Source organism: Chamaesiphon minutus PCC 6605 (assembly GCF_000317145.1).
Lineage (GTDB): Bacteria > Cyanobacteriota > Cyanobacteriia > Cyanobacteriales > Chamaesiphonaceae > Chamaesiphon > Chamaesiphon minutus.
In genome coordinates, this window is the sequence record NC_019697.1 from 1,210,340 (window position 1) to 1,227,358 (window position 17,019).

Annotated in this window: 13 protein-coding genes and 1 pseudogene; 9 read left to right on the top strand and 5 right to left on the bottom strand. The window is 45.5% G+C overall.

Annotated elements, in window-relative coordinates; genetic code table 11:
* The first annotated feature begins 74 nt into the window (after positions 1–74).
* The 3 genes from CHA6605_RS05505 to CHA6605_RS05515 are packed head-to-tail and all read left to right on the top strand — an operon-like array spanning position 75 to position 3,382.
* Complete coding sequence (locus tag CHA6605_RS05505; RefSeq protein WP_015158534.1) at positions 75–797, top strand: 2,3-bisphosphoglycerate-dependent phosphoglycerate mutase; 723 nt, start codon at positions 75–77, stop codon at positions 795–797.
* Between the two features lie 58 nt (positions 798–855).
* A complete protein-coding gene (locus CHA6605_RS05510; RefSeq protein WP_015158535.1) occupies positions 856–2,385 on the top strand; it encodes an Eco57I restriction-modification methylase domain-containing protein in 1,530 nt (509 codons plus the stop codon).
* A 10-nt stretch (positions 2,386–2,395) separates the two neighbouring features.
* Entirely contained in the window at positions 2,396–3,382 is a 987-nt protein-coding gene (locus tag CHA6605_RS05515) for a BsuBI/PstI family type II restriction endonuclease (protein ID WP_015158536.1), read from the top strand.
* A 65-nt stretch (positions 3,383–3,447) separates the two neighbouring features.
* Here CHA6605_RS05515 and gap read toward each other — a convergent pair whose 3' ends face one another.
* From gap to CHA6605_RS31340, 3 genes are all read right to left on the bottom strand, one after another.
* Positions 3,448–4,470 carry a type I glyceraldehyde-3-phosphate dehydrogenase gene (gene gap / locus CHA6605_RS05520; protein WP_015158537.1) on the bottom strand — a complete coding sequence of 341 codons (1,023 nt, stop codon included), beginning with the start codon at positions 4,468–4,470 and terminating at the stop codon, positions 3,448–3,450.
* 80 nt (positions 4,471–4,550) lie between these two features.
* Positions 4,551–5,498 carry a 2-hydroxyacid dehydrogenase gene (locus CHA6605_RS05525; protein WP_015158538.1) on the bottom strand — a complete coding sequence of 316 codons (948 nt, stop codon included), beginning with the start codon at positions 5,496–5,498 and terminating at the stop codon, positions 4,551–4,553.
* Positions 5,499–5,609: 111 nt separating this feature from the next.
* Positions 5,610–9,011 (bottom strand): PAS domain S-box protein, encoded by a 3,402-nt coding sequence (locus CHA6605_RS31340; protein ID WP_015158539.1) that lies wholly within the window; start codon positions 9,009–9,011, stop codon positions 5,610–5,612.
* Between CHA6605_RS31340 and CHA6605_RS35475 the strand changes: the two genes are divergently transcribed.
* On the top strand, positions 9,006–9,224 hold the full coding sequence (locus CHA6605_RS35475; RefSeq protein ID WP_232432193.1) for a hypothetical protein: 219 nt from the start codon (positions 9,006–9,008) through the stop codon (positions 9,222–9,224). The genes CHA6605_RS31340 and CHA6605_RS35475 overlap by 6 nt on opposite strands.
* A gap of 206 nt (positions 9,225–9,430) precedes the next feature.
* Here CHA6605_RS35475 and CHA6605_RS05535 read toward each other — a convergent pair whose 3' ends face one another.
* The gene (locus CHA6605_RS05535) at positions 9,431–10,990 is read right to left on the bottom strand and encodes a pyruvate kinase (protein ID WP_015158540.1); all 1,560 of its coding nucleotides are present in this window, start codon (positions 10,988–10,990) and stop codon (positions 9,431–9,433) included.
* A 157-nt stretch (positions 10,991–11,147) separates the two neighbouring features.
* On the opposite strand from CHA6605_RS05535, the gene CHA6605_RS05540 reads away from it, so the two are divergent.
* From CHA6605_RS05540 to CHA6605_RS05560, 5 genes are all read left to right on the top strand, one after another.
* Positions 11,148–11,468, top strand: coding sequence for an AbrB/MazE/SpoVT family DNA-binding domain-containing protein (locus tag CHA6605_RS05540; RefSeq protein ID WP_015158541.1), 321 nt, complete (start codon positions 11,148–11,150; stop codon positions 11,466–11,468).
* Positions 11,468–11,917 carry a type II toxin-antitoxin system YhaV family toxin gene (locus CHA6605_RS05545; RefSeq protein ID WP_015158542.1) on the top strand — a complete coding sequence of 150 codons (450 nt, stop codon included), beginning with the start codon at positions 11,468–11,470 and terminating at the stop codon, positions 11,915–11,917. Before CHA6605_RS05540 ends, CHA6605_RS05545 begins: the two co-directional genes overlap by 1 nt.
* A gap of 78 nt (positions 11,918–11,995) precedes the next feature.
* A complete protein-coding gene (locus CHA6605_RS05550) occupies positions 11,996–13,549 on the top strand; it encodes a GmrSD restriction endonuclease domain-containing protein (RefSeq protein WP_015158543.1) in 1,554 nt (517 codons plus the stop codon).
* 358 nt (positions 13,550–13,907) lie between these two features.
* Complete coding sequence (locus tag CHA6605_RS05555) at positions 13,908–14,180, top strand: hypothetical protein (RefSeq protein WP_015158544.1); 273 nt, start codon at positions 13,908–13,910, stop codon at positions 14,178–14,180.
* Positions 14,177–14,536, top strand: coding sequence for a clan AA aspartic protease (locus CHA6605_RS05560; protein WP_015158545.1), 360 nt, complete (start codon positions 14,177–14,179; stop codon positions 14,534–14,536). The genes CHA6605_RS05555 and CHA6605_RS05560 overlap by 4 nt, the downstream gene beginning before the upstream one ends.
* Positions 14,537–14,645: 109 nt before the next feature.
* Here the strand turns inward: CHA6605_RS05560 and CHA6605_RS05565 are convergent.
* Positions 14,646–16,752: pseudogene (locus CHA6605_RS05565) on the bottom strand (heavy metal translocating P-type ATPase).
* Between the last annotated feature and the right edge of the window lie 267 nt (positions 16,753–17,019).

Sequence of the window (17,019 nt, forward strand, 5' to 3'; positions counted from 1 at the left end):
GCTAATATTGTGAGGATCTCGTGAGGTAGTTATATATTGAAGTAGTGAATTGCGAATAATCAAGAGCGAGAATAATGGCTCAACTAATTTTGGTTCGGCATGGTCAGAGCCTCTGGAACGCCCTCAATAAGTTCACGGGATGGGTAGATGTACCCCTGAGCGAACGCGGTCGTGCTGAGGCGACAATTGCTTCCTGTCGGCTTAGTGGTTATCGAGTGAATGTCTGTTTCACGAGTAAATTAATTCGGGCAATTGAAACAGCAACAATTTGTCTAACCGAAAATGATGACATCTGCGGTGGCAAAATTCCGATTATTAAACACGAGCAACCCGACGCAGATTGGCGCGGCTGGGACAGCTATGATGGTAATCCGGCGGAAGAACTACCTATTTTTACGAATGCTGCCCTCGATGAGCGGTTTTATGGTGAGTTGCAGGGTTTAAATAAAGCGGATACGGCTGCTAAGTACGGCAACGAACAGGTGCAAAAGTGGCGCAGATCTTACAGTGTTCGACCTCCGGGCGGCGAGAGCTTGGAGGATACCCAACAGCGGGTGGTTGCTTATTTTAACAGCCGGATTCTGCCCCATTTACGCGCAGGTGATAATGTCTTAATTGCCGCACATGGTAACTCATTGCGTTGGCGGAGCCTCTCCTTTGGAGAATCGATTATCATGATGCTCGATAGGTTGAGTCCAGATGAAGTGACAGCACTAGAACTGGCAACGGGTGTACCGATCGTGTATGAACTGGATGCTGCTGGAGGATCGATCGGCAAACAGATTTTGAACGATTGATACCAATTGAGAGATAATGTTTGGAATGTATAAGACGTATAGGCAAGGGTGGAAATAGTTGAATCGGCAAGCACTTCTTGAATCAAAAGACGATATTATTAGCCTTCAAAGTGCGTTTCTCAGATCTAAATCATTGGAAAGTAGGAAGACATTGGGGCAATTCTTCACAGGATTGGCTGTGTCTGATTACATGGCATCTCTGGTCGTCAAGCCCAAAAGTAAGACTATTCGCATTCTCGACGCTGGCGCAGGAACTGGTATGTTAACTGCGTCTACTGCTTTGCATTGCTTAGGTATGGGTTGTAAGACTGTTCACGCTGTACTATATGAACTTGACTATGAGGCAGTTGCCAACCTTAAACAAACGCTAAATATCATTCAGCGCAAGTTTTCTAAACAACTAGCAACCTTCACTTATGAAATCTGTTGTCAAGACTTTGTGCTTGCTAGACCAGATAAAGAAGAAACCATTCAGCCCTTCGATATATCAGTAATCAACCCGCCATACTTTAAATACAGTGCGAAAGATTCACCTTATGCTAGAGCGGTAGCCGATCTGTATCAAGGCGATCCGAATATATATGCTTCATTCATGGCAGTTGTAATGGCTTGCATGAAGGTTGGGGGACAGATGGTAACGATAACACCTCGCAGTTTCACAAATGGACTTTATTTCAGGAGTTTTCGTGAATACTTACTAACTGAATCAGCAATAAGCTTAATTCATATTTTCAAACACAGAGACAAGGTGTTTAAGAATGTTGACTCAGCGGTGCTTCAAGAAAATATTATTTGCTATTTCATTAAAGGCAGTAATGCCGATACCATAACAGTTCGATCGAGTGACTGCGATGTCAGCATCAACCATGCCGAAGAGAAACAATATCCGATTCATTTAATTGTCGATCCTTCAAATGACCAAAGACTAATTAGAATTCCTGAATCAGCTTACGCCGCTGGCATTTTGCAGCAAGCTGAAACCTTGAAAACCACTTTTGAAGGTGCTGGGTATTTTATTTCGACTGGTCGTGTGGTCGAACATCGTGCCCGCCAATACATCACCGAAGACACCAGCTCAGAAAATACAGTTCCGCTTTACCGTCCACACAATGTGACCCCACTAACCGCAACTTGGGTAGGTAATCATAAGAAAGACGTATCCTTTAAGCTTAATGAACACCATGATAAACATACGATGAAAAATGGTAATTATGTGTTGCTAAAACGTTTTTCTTCCAAAGACGAAAAGCGGCGTTTGGTCGCTAGCGTTCACCTCGCCAAAATGCACTGTCGTGAATCGATTGGTTTTGGTAACAAGATAAATTATATTGGCATATTAGGTGGTGAGCTATCTACTATTGAAGCCTACGGTCTTGCGACTGTTCTTAATTCATCATTCATGGATAAGTATTTCAGGTGCATTTCAGGCAATACACAAGTAAATGCTACTGAAATCAGGGTAATGAAATTTCCATCCCGCGACCAAGTGAAAGAAATCGGTGAGCAAGCTTACAAGCTGAAGCTTTTTGAAACGGCTAAAATTGATTTAATCGTGAACCCAGTTCTTGGTGTAATGAATTTAACATAAGGGGTGAAGTTTGGAATTTACGGCACAGCAAAAAGAGAAACTTAATGAAGCAAAAGCATTGTTGACTGCCTTGGGGCTGCCAAAAGCACAGTGTAAAGATCGATCGGCATGGGTCTTTTTGGCTCTGGCTAATATAAAACCTTCGGATGACTGGAGTTCATCAACAGCAACGCTTTTATTAATTGTGAACATCATGAAATTCATTCGTAATGAATATGGAATGGACTATAAGACGGGTAGCCGCGAAACCATTAGAAAATACACACTTCATCAATTCGAGCAAGCCCGTATTGTCGATCGAAACCGAGATGACCCTACGCGAGCAACCAATAGCAAAGACAATAACTATTCATTGAATCAGTCAATATTGGAGATTCTGGCGGAATATCCACACGGCGGCTGGCTGGGGAAAGTTCAAAATTACAAGGACGCTGTGCCCGAATTGAAGGCACAATACGACCGCGCTCTCGATCTGCACAAAATTCCAATTAGCTTACCCAGCGGCGAAACCATCACACTCTCACCTGGTAAGCATAACCAGCTTCACGCCGACATTATTCACGAATTCTGTTCGCGCTTCATCGGTACTGGCGGTCGATTGTTATACATTGGTGATACCGCCAGCAGTCGAAAAGAAGGCGGAAAACTGATGTTTTTAGAAGCCGAATACCTGGAATCATTGGGTGTAACCCCAATGTCACATGAAAAATTGCCAGATGTTGTGGTGTATGACGAAGATCGGGAATGGCTATTTTTGATTGAAGCAGTTACGAGTCATGGCCCTATATCCCCAAAGCGGTGGGTTGAACTTGAGGAAGCCTTCAAAGATTGTAAGGTTGGTCTTGTATATGTGACAGCATTTCCAGACCGTGCTGAATTTCGCAAGAATGCGGCTGATATTGCATGGGAAACTGAAGTGTGGATTGCTGATAATCCAGACCATCTGATTCATTTTAATGGTGAGCGTTTCCTCGGCCCTCATGTAAAAGCAACTTAATTATCTAGCTTAAAATAATAGGGATAGTGCCTTTCCTCGATCGGGCAAACTTTCGTCGATTCGATTCAAATCAGTCCATCCTTTCTTGCCATAAACAGCATCAAATCGATAACCCGACAGGCATAAGCCCACTCATTATCATACCAAGCCACCACCTTGAAAAAGTTGGCATTTAAACCAATCCCTGCCGTGGCATCAAAGATACTCGAACGAGGATCGGTGCGGAAATCCATCGACACAACCTTGTCCTCGGTATAGCCCAAGATGCCATTCAATTCTCCTGCCGCTGCCGCTTTCATCGCTGCACAAATATCTGGATATGTGGTAGATTTGACAGTTTTAAAAGTCAGGTCGATGACTGAAACATCCGCAGTGCCTACCCGAAACGCCATCCCCGTCAACTTTCCCTTGAGATCGGGTAATACGAGCGCGACTGCTTTTGCCGCTCCAGTTGAGGCGGGAATGATATTCTGAGCGGCTCCCCGTCCGCTCCGCCAGTCTTTTTTATTGGGGCCATCGACAGTTAGCTGGGTGGCAGTCATGGCATGAACGGTAGTCATTAAGCCTTCGGCGATTCCAAAGGTGTCGTGCAAGACTTTGGCAACTGGAGCCAGACAGTTAGTGGTGCAGCTTGCGTTGGAGATAATTTCATCCGTTGCTGGATCGAATTCCTGATGATTGACTCCCATTACCACAGTCCGAATCTTGTCGGGGTCTTTGGTTGGGGCTGAGATGACTACTCGTTTTGCTCCAGCTTGAATGTGTTTTTGGGCACCCTCAAAGGTAGTAAAAAATCCAGTGGATTCAACTACATAATCGGCTCCTAGTTTGCGCCAAGGGAGTTCGGCTGGATCTTTAATCGCCAGACAGGATACAAAGCGATTGTCGATCGAGATGCCGTCAGGCTGGGCTACAACGGTGCCTGAATATGTGCCGTGGGTGGAGTCGTATTTGAACAGGTAGGCAAGGTTATCGGCGGGAACAAGGTCATTGACACCGACTAGTTCCAATTCGGGATGCGTCATAGCAATTCGTGCAACTAGCCGTCCGATCCTCCCGAAGCCGTTGATACCAATTTTAAGTGTCATTTTTAGTTAATTCCTGAATCTAAATTTCATTTTCACAAGGCTGTTTCTGTTCGATTTGCGTGATATTTGCTAGTGTCACTTCAGCGTTGGCGAAGCCTACCGTAGGTAATCGCCCGCATTGCATCTTCAGTAAAAAATGCCTGATGTCCGGTAATCATCACATTTGGAAAAGTCATCAGGCGGGCAAAGGTATCGTCTTGCATAATTCGATCGGATCGATCTTCAAAGAATAGTGCTGACTCTTGTTCGTAGACATCTAATCCTAATGCACCAATTTGGGATGATTTGAGTGCAGTAATAATCGCATCTGTGTCGATTAATGCGCCCCGACTGGTGTTAATTAGCATCACATGGGGCTTCATTTGGACGATCGCCTCTTTATTAATTAAGTGATGATTTTCTGGAGTTAATGGACAATGGAGGGTAATAATATCTGACTGGGAAAATAGTTGGGACAGCTCCATATATTGGACTCCGATCTCCTCACATTGGGGGTTGCGGTAGGGATCGTATGCAATAACTTTGCAACCAAACCCCGTCATAATTTGAGCGGTGACTGTGCCAATTCTGCCCGTACCGATAATTCCGATCGTGCGTCCGTGTAAATCGAATCCGAGCAATCCTTCGAGTGAAAAATTGCCTTCACGGACGCGGTTATAGGCGCGATGTAATTTGCGATTGAGTGTCAGGATTAATCCCACGGTATGTTCGGCGACGGCATAGGGAGAATAGGCGGGAACTCGCACTAATTTGATGCCCAGATTTTTTGCAGCTTCGACATCGACATTGTTATACCCAGCAGAGCGCAAGGCAATGAGGCTGACATGATGGCTAGCGAGAGCCTCTAACGTGTCTTTATCGACTTCATCATTCACAAAGATACAAACAGCGGTGGCATCTTTCGCAAGGATGGCGGTGTGTCGATCGAGTTTAGGTTCTAAAAATGTTAGTTGATGTTGATGTTGTGAATTAGCGGCTGTAAAAAATTGTCGATCGTATGACTTGGTACTAAAAATAGCAACTTTCACAGTTCATTTTCCTTAATACTTCTCATCTTAGGTTTAAAGTGTGAGAATCTCGTGAGGTAATCATATCGATCGCTTCGACTATTTTGCCATCACCATCGCGGAAATTTACTACTAACACTTGAGCCAGGTAAAGTAAAATGTCGTACCCCGATCGAGTTCGGACTCCAGCCAAATAGTACCACCTTCGGCTTCGACAATTTTCTTGACAATTGCCAACCCGATCCCCGTACTGTCCGATCGATTTTGCGGATTCACGGCTTGGAAGATCTTAAACATCCGATCGTGATGCTCTGGCGCGATTCCTGGGCCATCGTCAGCGATCGCAAATTCATAGCAGTCACCGCGATCCTCGATCGAAACCTGGATCGAGCCATCCACTCGATCGTGATGTTTGATGCCATTGCCGATGAGATTGGCGAGTACCTGGAACAAGGGCAGCCGTCTAGTAGATAGCATTGGCAGAGCTGGCGGTAGCTCGATCGTAAATGTCGGCGGTGGGGCGATCGAATCGATGACATCAACCAACAGTTTGGCAACTGCAACTGACTCGATTGTTTCATCCAATTGACCGATGCGGGCATAGTCGAGCAAACCATCGATCGTGGCCTGCATCTTATACACTCGGCTGCGTAACAGTGTCATTTGCTCTTGATTGGCGACACTGAGCGATCCTTCCAAGTCATCCTCGATCCATTCGGACAGATTGGCAATTCCTCGGAGCGGTGCTTTGAGATCGTGAGAGACAACATAGACAAAGCTGTCTAGCTCTTGATTGCGCTGTTCTAAATCAGCTTGAGCTTGTCGGCGATCGGTAATATCAATCGCCGCCAGAATGGCATAACTCGGACGTGCCACGGCACCCGATCGGTCGAAAACGACTTGCTTGCGGACGCTCAAGCAACGGACTTCACCAGTGGGCCACATCACCCGATGATCGCGAGCAAACCAACCCGTACCCGCTGGATCGATTACTTGGGCGATAATTTCTTCGAGTTCGGCGCGTTCGTCTGGATGAAATGTATCGTGGATCTGTTCTCGCGTCACGACTAGCTGGTTAGGCGCAAATCCATAGAGCGCGGCTGCTTCTGGCGAGAGTGCAACCAAATTCGTAGCATAGTCAAACCTAGCTAGCCCGACACCAGCCACTTCAATCCCCGTCTGCAACCGCTCCTCGGATTCTTTGAGTTCTCGTTCGACGTGTTTGCGATCGCTGATATCGTGGGCTTCTGCGACGATCGATTCAACTCGTCCGACCTCATCGAACATCGGTTTGAGCGAAAAGTCGGTAATCGTTACCCCGCCATTGGGATTGGGAAATTCTACTTCATAGCGCACAAATTGACCGCTGGCGGAAGTGGCGATCGCCGCTTTCAGTTGCTGCTGTAACTGCTCTGTATGCCACCAGGGCGCGTCCCAAAAGCTTTTACCAACGATTTCGGACTCTGAAGCCGCGATCGAGTCTAAGGCGGCTTGATTGACATCCAGCACCACCCCGTCCAGGTTTACTAATCCCATCAACTGGAAAGTTTGGTTGAAAATGGCACTAAACTTCCGTTCGCTCTGAAGTAGTGCGGCTGACTGGAGTTTACGCTCGGTGATAATCTCCGAGAACATAATGATGCCGCCAACTTCATCGGTATCGGTATACCAAGGACGAGCTTCCCAGCGCACCCAATCGATCGCTCCATCGGGACGCGGAAATAGATCTTCTTCGCAACTTTCGATCGCACCAGCAAGACAACGCTGGTGCCTTTCTTTCCACTCTTGGGGCAGATTGGGATAAAGATCGTAGTGAGATCGTCCCACAATATCTCGTTGGCGTAGCCTCTCGGTACGAGAATCGCGTAGCTCGTGGCAATCGAGCCAGACATCGCTAGCACTCAGATAGCACATGTCTCGATCGAACATCGCGACTCCCACTGGTACGTATTTAACAAAGAGCTGCAATTGTGATTCTCGTTGGCGCAATTGGGCTTCTAACTGTTTGCGCTCGGTAATATCGCGCGAAACCGATAAAATTTGGCTGACCTGACCATCGGCAGCGAGGATCGGTGTCACAATTACTTCCCACCATTTCGGCGTACCTTTGGCAGTCGCACAATAACCATCAAATCGATCGACTCCCCCTGCCAACGCTTTGCTAAAAGCAGTTTGAGCCAATTCTCGTTCGCTACCTTGCCAGAATTCGAGCCATTGACTCCTAGCGACAGTATTGAAGTCATCAATTTCCATCAGTGACTGTCCGTAATCGTTCATATAAATCAACCGACCTGCTAAGTCCAGAACTTTGATACAGTCGCGATTGCTTTCTAAGATGCGACGGGTTAATTCTTCACTCTGGCGGAGTAGTTCTTCATCGCGCTTCCGTTCGGTAATATCACGCCCACTGGCATAGACTAAGTTGTGCTCTGGCTCTAGGATCGCACTCCACAAAATCCAGCAATAAGATCCATCCTTGCGGCGATAGCGATTCTCAAAATTAACTAACACATTACCTGCGCTCAAGCTTTCAAGCACAGCCATCGATGCTGCGATATCGTCAGGATGTAAGAAGTCGAGATAGGGTTGTGCCATGATTTCGGCACTAGTGAAACCGAGAATTTGTTCGCAAGCTGGATTGATCCGCACGAAATATCCATCCAGATTGACAACTCCCAGCAGCTCGAGCGATAAATCGAAGAATCGATCTCGCTCTCGCTCGGCTTGAAGCCGTGCCGCTTTATTCTGCTTGCGTTGGTTAATATCCCTAAAATAAAGCCCTAAGCCGATCTCCGAGGGATAAGCATGAATCTCTAACCAAGTGTCAGTTGGCTCGTACAATACCTCAAAATGCACAGCCACTCGATCGGTCACAGCTCGGCGATATTCCTGCTCGACAATCGTGCCCACCGTCGCGGGAAACACTTCCCAATAACTTTTACCCAAATATTCTGCTGGTGTTAGACCAGTAGTTTGGCGATATATTTCAGTTGCCGCCAGATTGGTGTAAACGACTCGCCACTGGCGATCGAGCGTGACATACGCATCGGTCATGCTTTCCCAAATCGTCGTAATCTGCTGATTCTTGGCTTGCAGCGTGAGTTCAGCTTGCTCTTGAGACTGCTGCAATTGCAGCCGGAGGCGGGTATTTTCGATTGCACTTCGGATCGTAGATTGCAATAGTTGTGGTGTCAGGTCGCACTTGACCAAATAATCTTCTGCTCCCAGTTTCATAGCTCGAACTGCAACTCCTTGGTTGCCCACTCCCGTCAACATCACCACTGGTGGACTACTGCCATTACTTTGATTGTCTAGTGCTGCTAGAAATGCCAGCCCATCCCCATCCGGCAGCGCATAATCAAGCAGAATCGCATCAACTATATTCGATCGGCACAATGCTAGCCCCGCTTCGACAGATTCTGCTTCCAACAGTTGATACACACACCTTGAGTCTTGGCTCAGAGCGCGTCGATATAGCTCTCTATCTGGCGCAAAGTCTTCAACAATGAGTAATGTGAAGGTGGGGATGTGCATTTTTCACTTACAACAGATGGAACTGTCGCTACGATCGATTATTCCAATATAATTGGACTAATCGATCGTACCAAATCTAAATTAGGTTCTCAATCTCAAAAACGTTACGCCCGATCGCAAAGAAAGCTGATATTTGACGGCAGGGTGGCGTTTACTCCAGCAATAGCCGCAGCCTTGCGGAATCGAGTTTCGAGATTAACAGACTGGGATTAAGCACACCGAGCGTGCTTAATCCCTAATCTAGATATTTCCCGATCTCGATTGATGTTGGACATTAGCGGCTGTAAAAAATTGGCGATCGTATGATTTGGCACTAAAAATAGCAACTTTCATAATTTGTATTTATTTAACTCAGATTCCGCACTTCATCTAAATCGATTGCCGCACGATTAAAATCGTTGGCGGTACAAGAACTGAAATCACCATGAATGGAGTGCCCGCAACTGGGGTGTTTTTTTCAATTGATGAGCTTCCATCCGTGTTAACACATCATCGAGAATATCGATCGCCTCAGCAATAAATGGCCCTTTATTTAACATCACACACTCAGCCCGTTCGGACATGGCAACATCGCTCATTTCTCCCCTCGAAGGAATGCCATCTTTGACCAAATTCTCTAATACTTGGGTAGCCCAAATCACCGGAATATGCGCCGCTTCGCAAATCCACAGCATTTCTTCCTGGATTTCGGTGAGACGCTGATAGCCAATTTGAACGGCTAAATCGCCCCTGGCAATCATCACTCCAAAAGATCCTTTTCCGGCGGCATAAACGATTAATTCTGGCAGATTACTGACGGCAATTGCGGTTTCAATCTTGGCAACGATCGCGGGTGGGGACAGTCGATGCTCGCAACGTTTAGCCAACTCTTGTTGGAGTAATTCGATATCCGCAGGTCGTTGGACAAATGAGTAACCGACAATATCGGCATGAGCCGCGACAAAATCCAGATCGGTTAAATCTTGTTCGGTTAGTGGACTCAGATCTAAAACTGTATCTGGAAAATTCATCCCTTTTTCAGGTTTGAGTTTGACTCCTTTGGGACTAGTATTAGTCACTTCTAATAATAGACCTGGCTGTTCGTGGGCGATGTGGTATTGAGTATCGACTACCTGAGTCCAAATCTTGCCATCATCGATGTATACGGGGGTGTCAACAGCTAATAAATCGAGAATACTCGGAATCGTACAACTAGTCTGAAACTGCTTTACATGGGGCGATTTGGCGGGATCTGCGGCACTATCGGATTCGGGTACTTGCCGCGATAGGACAATGCGATCGCCCTTAAATACCCGCTTCTTATGGTGTGGCATAAATACAGCTCCAGTGCGAATTTTGGGGCCGCCTAAGTCCATCATGATTTTACATGGCGTGCCTGTCTCTCGTTCGGCGCGGCGGATATTATCGATCGCACCTTGCCAGATTTCGGGAGTGTCGTGGGCACAATTAATCCGCATACAGTTTGCGCCACGTTGGATAAAACCTCGCACTAGTTCATAGTTGGTGGCGGCTTCTGTATCCAGCGTGACCATAATTCTGACGCGACGGTGGGGTGAGGACTCACCGAACAATTCTTCCGTGTGCTGCTGTAGAAATCGATCGCCCTCAAAGAAGAATTCGACAGGCGGACGCTGGCAATGTCGATCCGATTGAGAGCCACAGATGACTTCTAAAGTAGCAATTACCGCATCGAGATTGGGCATCACCCGTCCTTCAATCCGACCTAATGAGGAGAGTCCCCAAGGCATCAGCGCAGCTTGAAGAGAGCGGAGATCGTGCCGACGCAAAGCTAAATACTCAGCTAAATTTAGGGCACTATCGATAAACGCCGTCCGCTGAATGTGTGGGTTCCACTCGTCAAAGGTGGCTTTTCCTTCGCTTTCAACGGTTTGGCGGAGTTGTTGCAGCGTCGATAGTAATTCCTGGGGACTAGATAGATGAAGTGATTCGATACTAGGCTTGGAAATCTGACTAACCATCTAAAACTCAGGAAATCGGTCATCTTTGACAATACGGTAAGAAGATGAGGAAGCCGTGAGGGATGCTCGATCGGTTATTTGGATCGACCTTTTTTGCTCCACCGATCGTTACTTTGCTAAGATAGTGTTATTACGCTAGGTAATAACATCTGTGACTATGACTAATCCAACCTATCCACTCGCACCCGCTAAAATCGGTAATTCTTCGGGGTTTCGCTTGCCAGCTAGTTTTTATCGCGATCATCCGCAGTTTGTGAATGCAACGGGATGGGTAGAGGTATTGAGCGATAATACTGTGCTAGTCAAGTTAGAACCCCAGCCAGTAGAACCAGAAACAGAGGCAGAGAATCTAATGCTCGGTCTATTTCTAGACTTCATTACCAAAGATGCTCTTACTAATCACCAAAATTTGGAGGCATATACTGAAGATATGGCCGATGAAGATGACGAACTCTTAGCTGGAGTGGTTGTCGATTAATGGGCGCACTCATCCGCAATGGTTGGGAAATTTACTTCCATAGGCAGCTATTTGGCGAACAACGACGACAACTACGGGAACGGGTGAAGCAGTTGAAAGCCGAGTTACCAGAAGCAGATTATCTCACACATCCCGATGTGAAGCTGTTAGCCGCAGTGATGGTGGGAATTAAGGAGAAGATCGTCCTAGATCCGCTGGCTACTCAATTTGCCTTGACTGGCCCGCTGCGGCGATATGGCAGGATGAAGGGGATGGGGCTACCACAGCGTTATCGGTTGTTTTTCAGGGCTTTTACCAGTGAGGAGCGGCAAGTTCTAATTGTGCTGTGGTTGGGTTATCCACGCAAGGCTGGGGATAAGCAAGATTGCTATGAGGTGTTTACCAAGATGGTCGGGAATGGCGATTTTCCAGATAATTTGCCAGAATTGTTGATGGCTACTGATGAATGATGGGCGATCTCGATCGTGCTGAGAGATTTAGTCGATCGATGTCAGAAATCTATTTAAAATAAAAGCAGGTCAATAATTATGCCTAAAGTCAATTTAGATGCTTTGATTCCAAGAGAAGATTTCGAGCTGCAAGATAATGTCAATTCTGGCAAGAAAAAAGAAACAATCTCTATTGAAGATCTCAAGCCAGATTCTTTTTTCTTTTCATATATTCGTAAGCCAGATTTTCAAAGAGAAACAAATGAGTGGGATGACCAAAAAATATGCAACTTCATTGAAAGTTTTATTGAAGGCGATCTAATTCCTGCAATTATTTTATGGAGAAGTACTGGAGGTTACCTTTTTGTTATCGATGGCAGCCATAGAATGAGTACTTTATCAGCTTGGGTAAATGACGATTATGGTGATGGAGATATATCGAAAAAGTTTTATGACGGAGTAATTTCAGAAGATCAATCCTTAATTGCAAACAAAACAAGAAATCTCGTTAACAAAAAAATCGGATCGTATAATAGTTTTAAGACAGCACTTACACGCCCAGATGATGTTAAGCCAGAGGTTGTAAAATATGCCAAGAATCTTGCAGCATTAGCAATTCAGCTTCAATGGGTTGAGGGCGATGCTAGCAAGGCAGAGAATTCTTTTTTCAAAATCAATCAACAAGCTGCACCAATTAATCCAATCGAACTAAAGCTTCTACAATCTCGAAAAAAGCCCAACAGTATTGCTGCTCGTGCAATTATTAGAAGTGGTAAAGGTCATAAGTATTGGTCTTGTTTTTCAGATAAAATGCAGCAAGAAATACAAGAAATAGCTCAAGAAATTAATCATATATTATTTGAGCCAAAACTGCATACTCCAATCAAGACTTTAGATATACCAATAGGAGGAAAGCTTTCTTCTGCCCAAGCTCTGTCGTTAATTTTAGATTTTGTAAATATCGCGAATAATATAGATTTCGACAAGAATATTATTGATGATGATGGCACTGGTGAGAAAACCATATTCTTCTTAAAAAATACCAGGAAAATTGTATACAGATTAAATAGCAACAAGCCATCATCATTGGGGTTGCATCCTATTGTGTATTGTTATTCGAGAGATGGAAGATACAGAAATGTATCTTTTTTTGCAGTAGTTGACTTTGTTATGGAGCTAGAGAAAAGAAAAAAAATCAACGAATTTATCGATGTTAGAGAAGAATTTGAAAATCTTCTTTTGAGCAATGATTACTTGATCAAGCAAATATACGAAAAATACAGAGATGTTCAAAAAAGTTACAAATTCGTCTCTTATTTCTTTCAAGAAGTTATCGTTCATCTAAAAAATGGTAAAAGCGAGCGTGATACAGTAAAAGAGATTGCTTCAACTGATAAATTTAAGTATTTAAATATTCGTGAATCAACGACACAAAGTGACTCACAATTTAAGGACTTTGATAAAAATCAGAAAAGTGAAATTTTTCTTAATGAAGCATTGCAAAATCCTCCTAAATGTAAAATATGCAACGGATTAATGCATAAGAATTCAATCTCAATCGATCATATACAACGAAAAGCAGATGGGGGGTTTGCAACTCTGGATAATGGACAAATAACTCATCCATACTGCAACACAACATATAAAAATTAAATCAATCGAATCAGGTTTCAGGCATTATCTATTTAATAAATATTTGCACCCACCTACTTATTGGCGATCGCTACCCGATCTCGATCGATCGCGATTTTGAGATCGAACCCCCCTTGGGGAAGCCTCTCCTGTGTGGAATCTCATCTTCATGGCTTCCGTCGTTGGCTTGCCCAATCTCACCGCCAATGGGATAACAGAGAAAGAGGCGATTACCTCCTTCGTTGGCGTAGCCTCTCTGACATAGAAGCGCGGCTACGCCAACGATTACCTCTCAGCACGGCAGCAAAAATTTCGATAATATATAGATTAAAATAGGATCTAATGCCTTTAATAAGGTTATAAAAATTAGATAGATATTATGCAAACTATTCTTTTGAGTAGTGAAGAAGTTGCACAACAAGCAATGAAATTGTATGAAGCAGGTATTCGTGAGACTGTAGAAATCGACAGCAATATCGGTCAGATGGTCATTATTGATGTAGAAACTGGTGCATATCATGTTGATGCCAACGGGATTGAATCTGCACGATATTTGCGCCAGCAGAACCCAAACGCTCGACTATTTGGGATTCGGATTGGTTACAACGTCGCGGTATCTTTTGGCGGTGTGATGGAGCGGACAACGAAATGATCGCGGGAAGGGTTACTGAAGGTCGAGCGACTGTCCCAGTTACATTTAGGATGCCAGATCGATCGGGTTTTAGTATTGAGTTTGTCATCGATACAGGTTTTACGGGTAGTCTCTGCCTGCCGCCAGAAGCGATTGCTGTATTAGGATTACCGTTTCAGTACGAAGTTCCTGCCAATCTTGCCAATAACAGTAATGTTTTTCTCAAAGTTTATACGGCGACAATCCTCTGGAAAGGCGAAACGCAAGAAGTTAATGTATTTGCTGCTGGACGGAAACCGTTGTTGGGAGTAGGGATGATGTCAGGAAATGAGCTTTACGTTCATTTTATTGAAGGCGGTGCCGTCTCCATTGAGTAAAAATAGATCCCTTCGATCGTTGGCATGGCTTACGACCGATAGCCAGAAAAACGACCCTTGGATTGCCAAGATAGGGATTTTGAAGATTCCACATAGAATACATAGTGCCTTAATCGGTTAATTTAACGCGGCGTAACAACATGGCATTTATCGAAACAACCACTGTCGAAACGCTCATCAAGATTGCACCGATCGCTGGTGTTAATAAAATACCGAATGGAGCCGCAATCCCTGCTGCTAAAGGAATACCAATGACGTTGTATCCAGTTGCCCAGAATAGGTTCTGAGTCATTTTGCTGTAGGTTGCTTTGGCGAGTTTCAGCGCGTAGGTGGCATCGAGCGGATCGCTTTTAACCAACACCAGATCGGCAGATTCGTTGGCGTAGCCTCTCTGTCAAGAGAATCGCGACGTTAGTTCCAGCACCGATCGCCAGTCCCAAATCTGCCTCAGTTAAAGCAGGTGCATCATTAATCCCGTCGCCCACAAAAGCGATCGGTTGTTCGGCTTTGAGCTGATGAATCAACGCAGCTTTATCTTGCGGTAAGACACGAGCGTAGTAGCGATCGATCTGCAAATCCTCCGCAACGGTTTTTGCTACTGCTTCGGCATCGCCTGCGATCATCACCACTTGCACGCCCATTTGTTGTAATTTAGCTACCGCTGCGCGTGCCGAGGGGCGGACTCGATCGGCTAACCCAAAGATTGCAAGTACTTGCCGCTCGTCCATCAAGACGATCGCACTTTCACCCCGCGATTCACTCGATCGCAGTCTCGATCTCAATGCTGGTGGAAACTCTAATTTCAGCTCCTGCACCCATTCTGGTCTGCCGACTCGATAACGCCGATCGTTCACTACACCTTCAACGCCTTGCCCTGGAACAGCTTTAAAGTCACTCGCCTTGGCAAGCTGACTGTGGCGATGATTAGCCTCGATAACGATCGATTGTCCCAGCGGATGTTCTGATGAGGATTCTAAGGAGGCGGCAATAGTTAAAGCTTGCGGTTCATCAATGCCGTCAGTATAAATTTGCTTGACTCCGAACTTGCCTTCGGTCAATGTTCCAGTCTTATCAAATGCGATCGTTTTAATGCCTCTTGCTCGTTCAAACGCCTCACGGTTTCGCACCAAAATCCCGTTTTTAGCAGCCATCGCCGTAGCATTAATCGTGACCAAAGGAATTGCTAAACCCAGTGCATGAGGACAGGTAATCACTAACACCGTCACCGCCCGATTGATGGCAAATGTTAAACCGCCAGTCCCAATTGACAGCCATACGATAAACGTCAACGTAGACACCCCGATCGCAATCAGAGTCAGCCAGTAAGCCAATCGATCTGCTAATGTTTGATATTGACTTTTAGATGCCTGAGCCTCCTCTACCAACCGCATAATCTGGCTCAGAGTCGTTCGATCGCCAGTCCGAGTCACTTTAATTGTCAAAGCACCTTCGCCATTCACCGCCCCTGCGACTACTTCATCGCTAGTTTTTTTGACGACTGGACGCGATTCGCCAGTGAGAAAGGCTTCGTTGACGCTAGAGGTACCCTCGATGACTTCACCATCGATCGGGACTTGTTCGCCAGGACGGATGAGGATTCGATCGCCCTCAACTAACACATTCACCTGGACATCAGCGATTCGCCCATTGACTTGCTGATGAGCCACCGCAGGTACCAACTTAGCGAGATGCTCTAAAGCGCGGCTAGCTCCTTGCACAGAAGTCATTTCGATCCAATGACCGAGCAGCATGATATCGACTAAAGTGACCAATTCCATGTAGAAGGAATCGCCTGGTAATCCAAAAGACACTGCCACACTGTAGACATAAGATACAGTAATCGCCAGCGCAACCAGCGTCATCATGCCAATTTTCCCGTGGAGTTCAGCCCAAGCTCTGTGCAGAAACACCCAGCCACCATACCAATAAATAACCGTGGACAGAATGGGCGTAACCCAAGCCACGCCAGCAAACTGAATCGCTTGGTAATTAAACCACATCTGAAACATTGGTGACAGATACAGTACGGGCAACGTTAACAGCAGACAAACTAGGAAGCGTCGCTGGAACATCGCGGGGCTGTGTCCTGCGTGTTTATCGTGTCCGGCATGTTCGTGACTGGAATGTTGAGCTGGATCGTGCTGGTTCTCGACGTGACGCGGATGGGGTAGGTTTTGCTTGTCCCGATCGCGTTCGCGGAGCGTTGTCTCTGGCAAATCGTGTTTCACAACTGTACCCTCCTGGGGATTATTTTAATCTCGGATGTTCGCGTCTATAGACTAAGAACTGGATGGATGTCTATTTATTAGCAAGATAGCCAGCCTGGACGAGTGCTGCCTTAATTTCTGATTCGGGCGATTTAGTTTTTATTAATACAGTTGTGACGAAAAAGTATCTACCAATAGGTAGAGACATTATTCTACTATTTGTCATAATGAAGTTATTTTAAATCTCGGCAGAAAAAATTGCTCCGTCAAACTTTT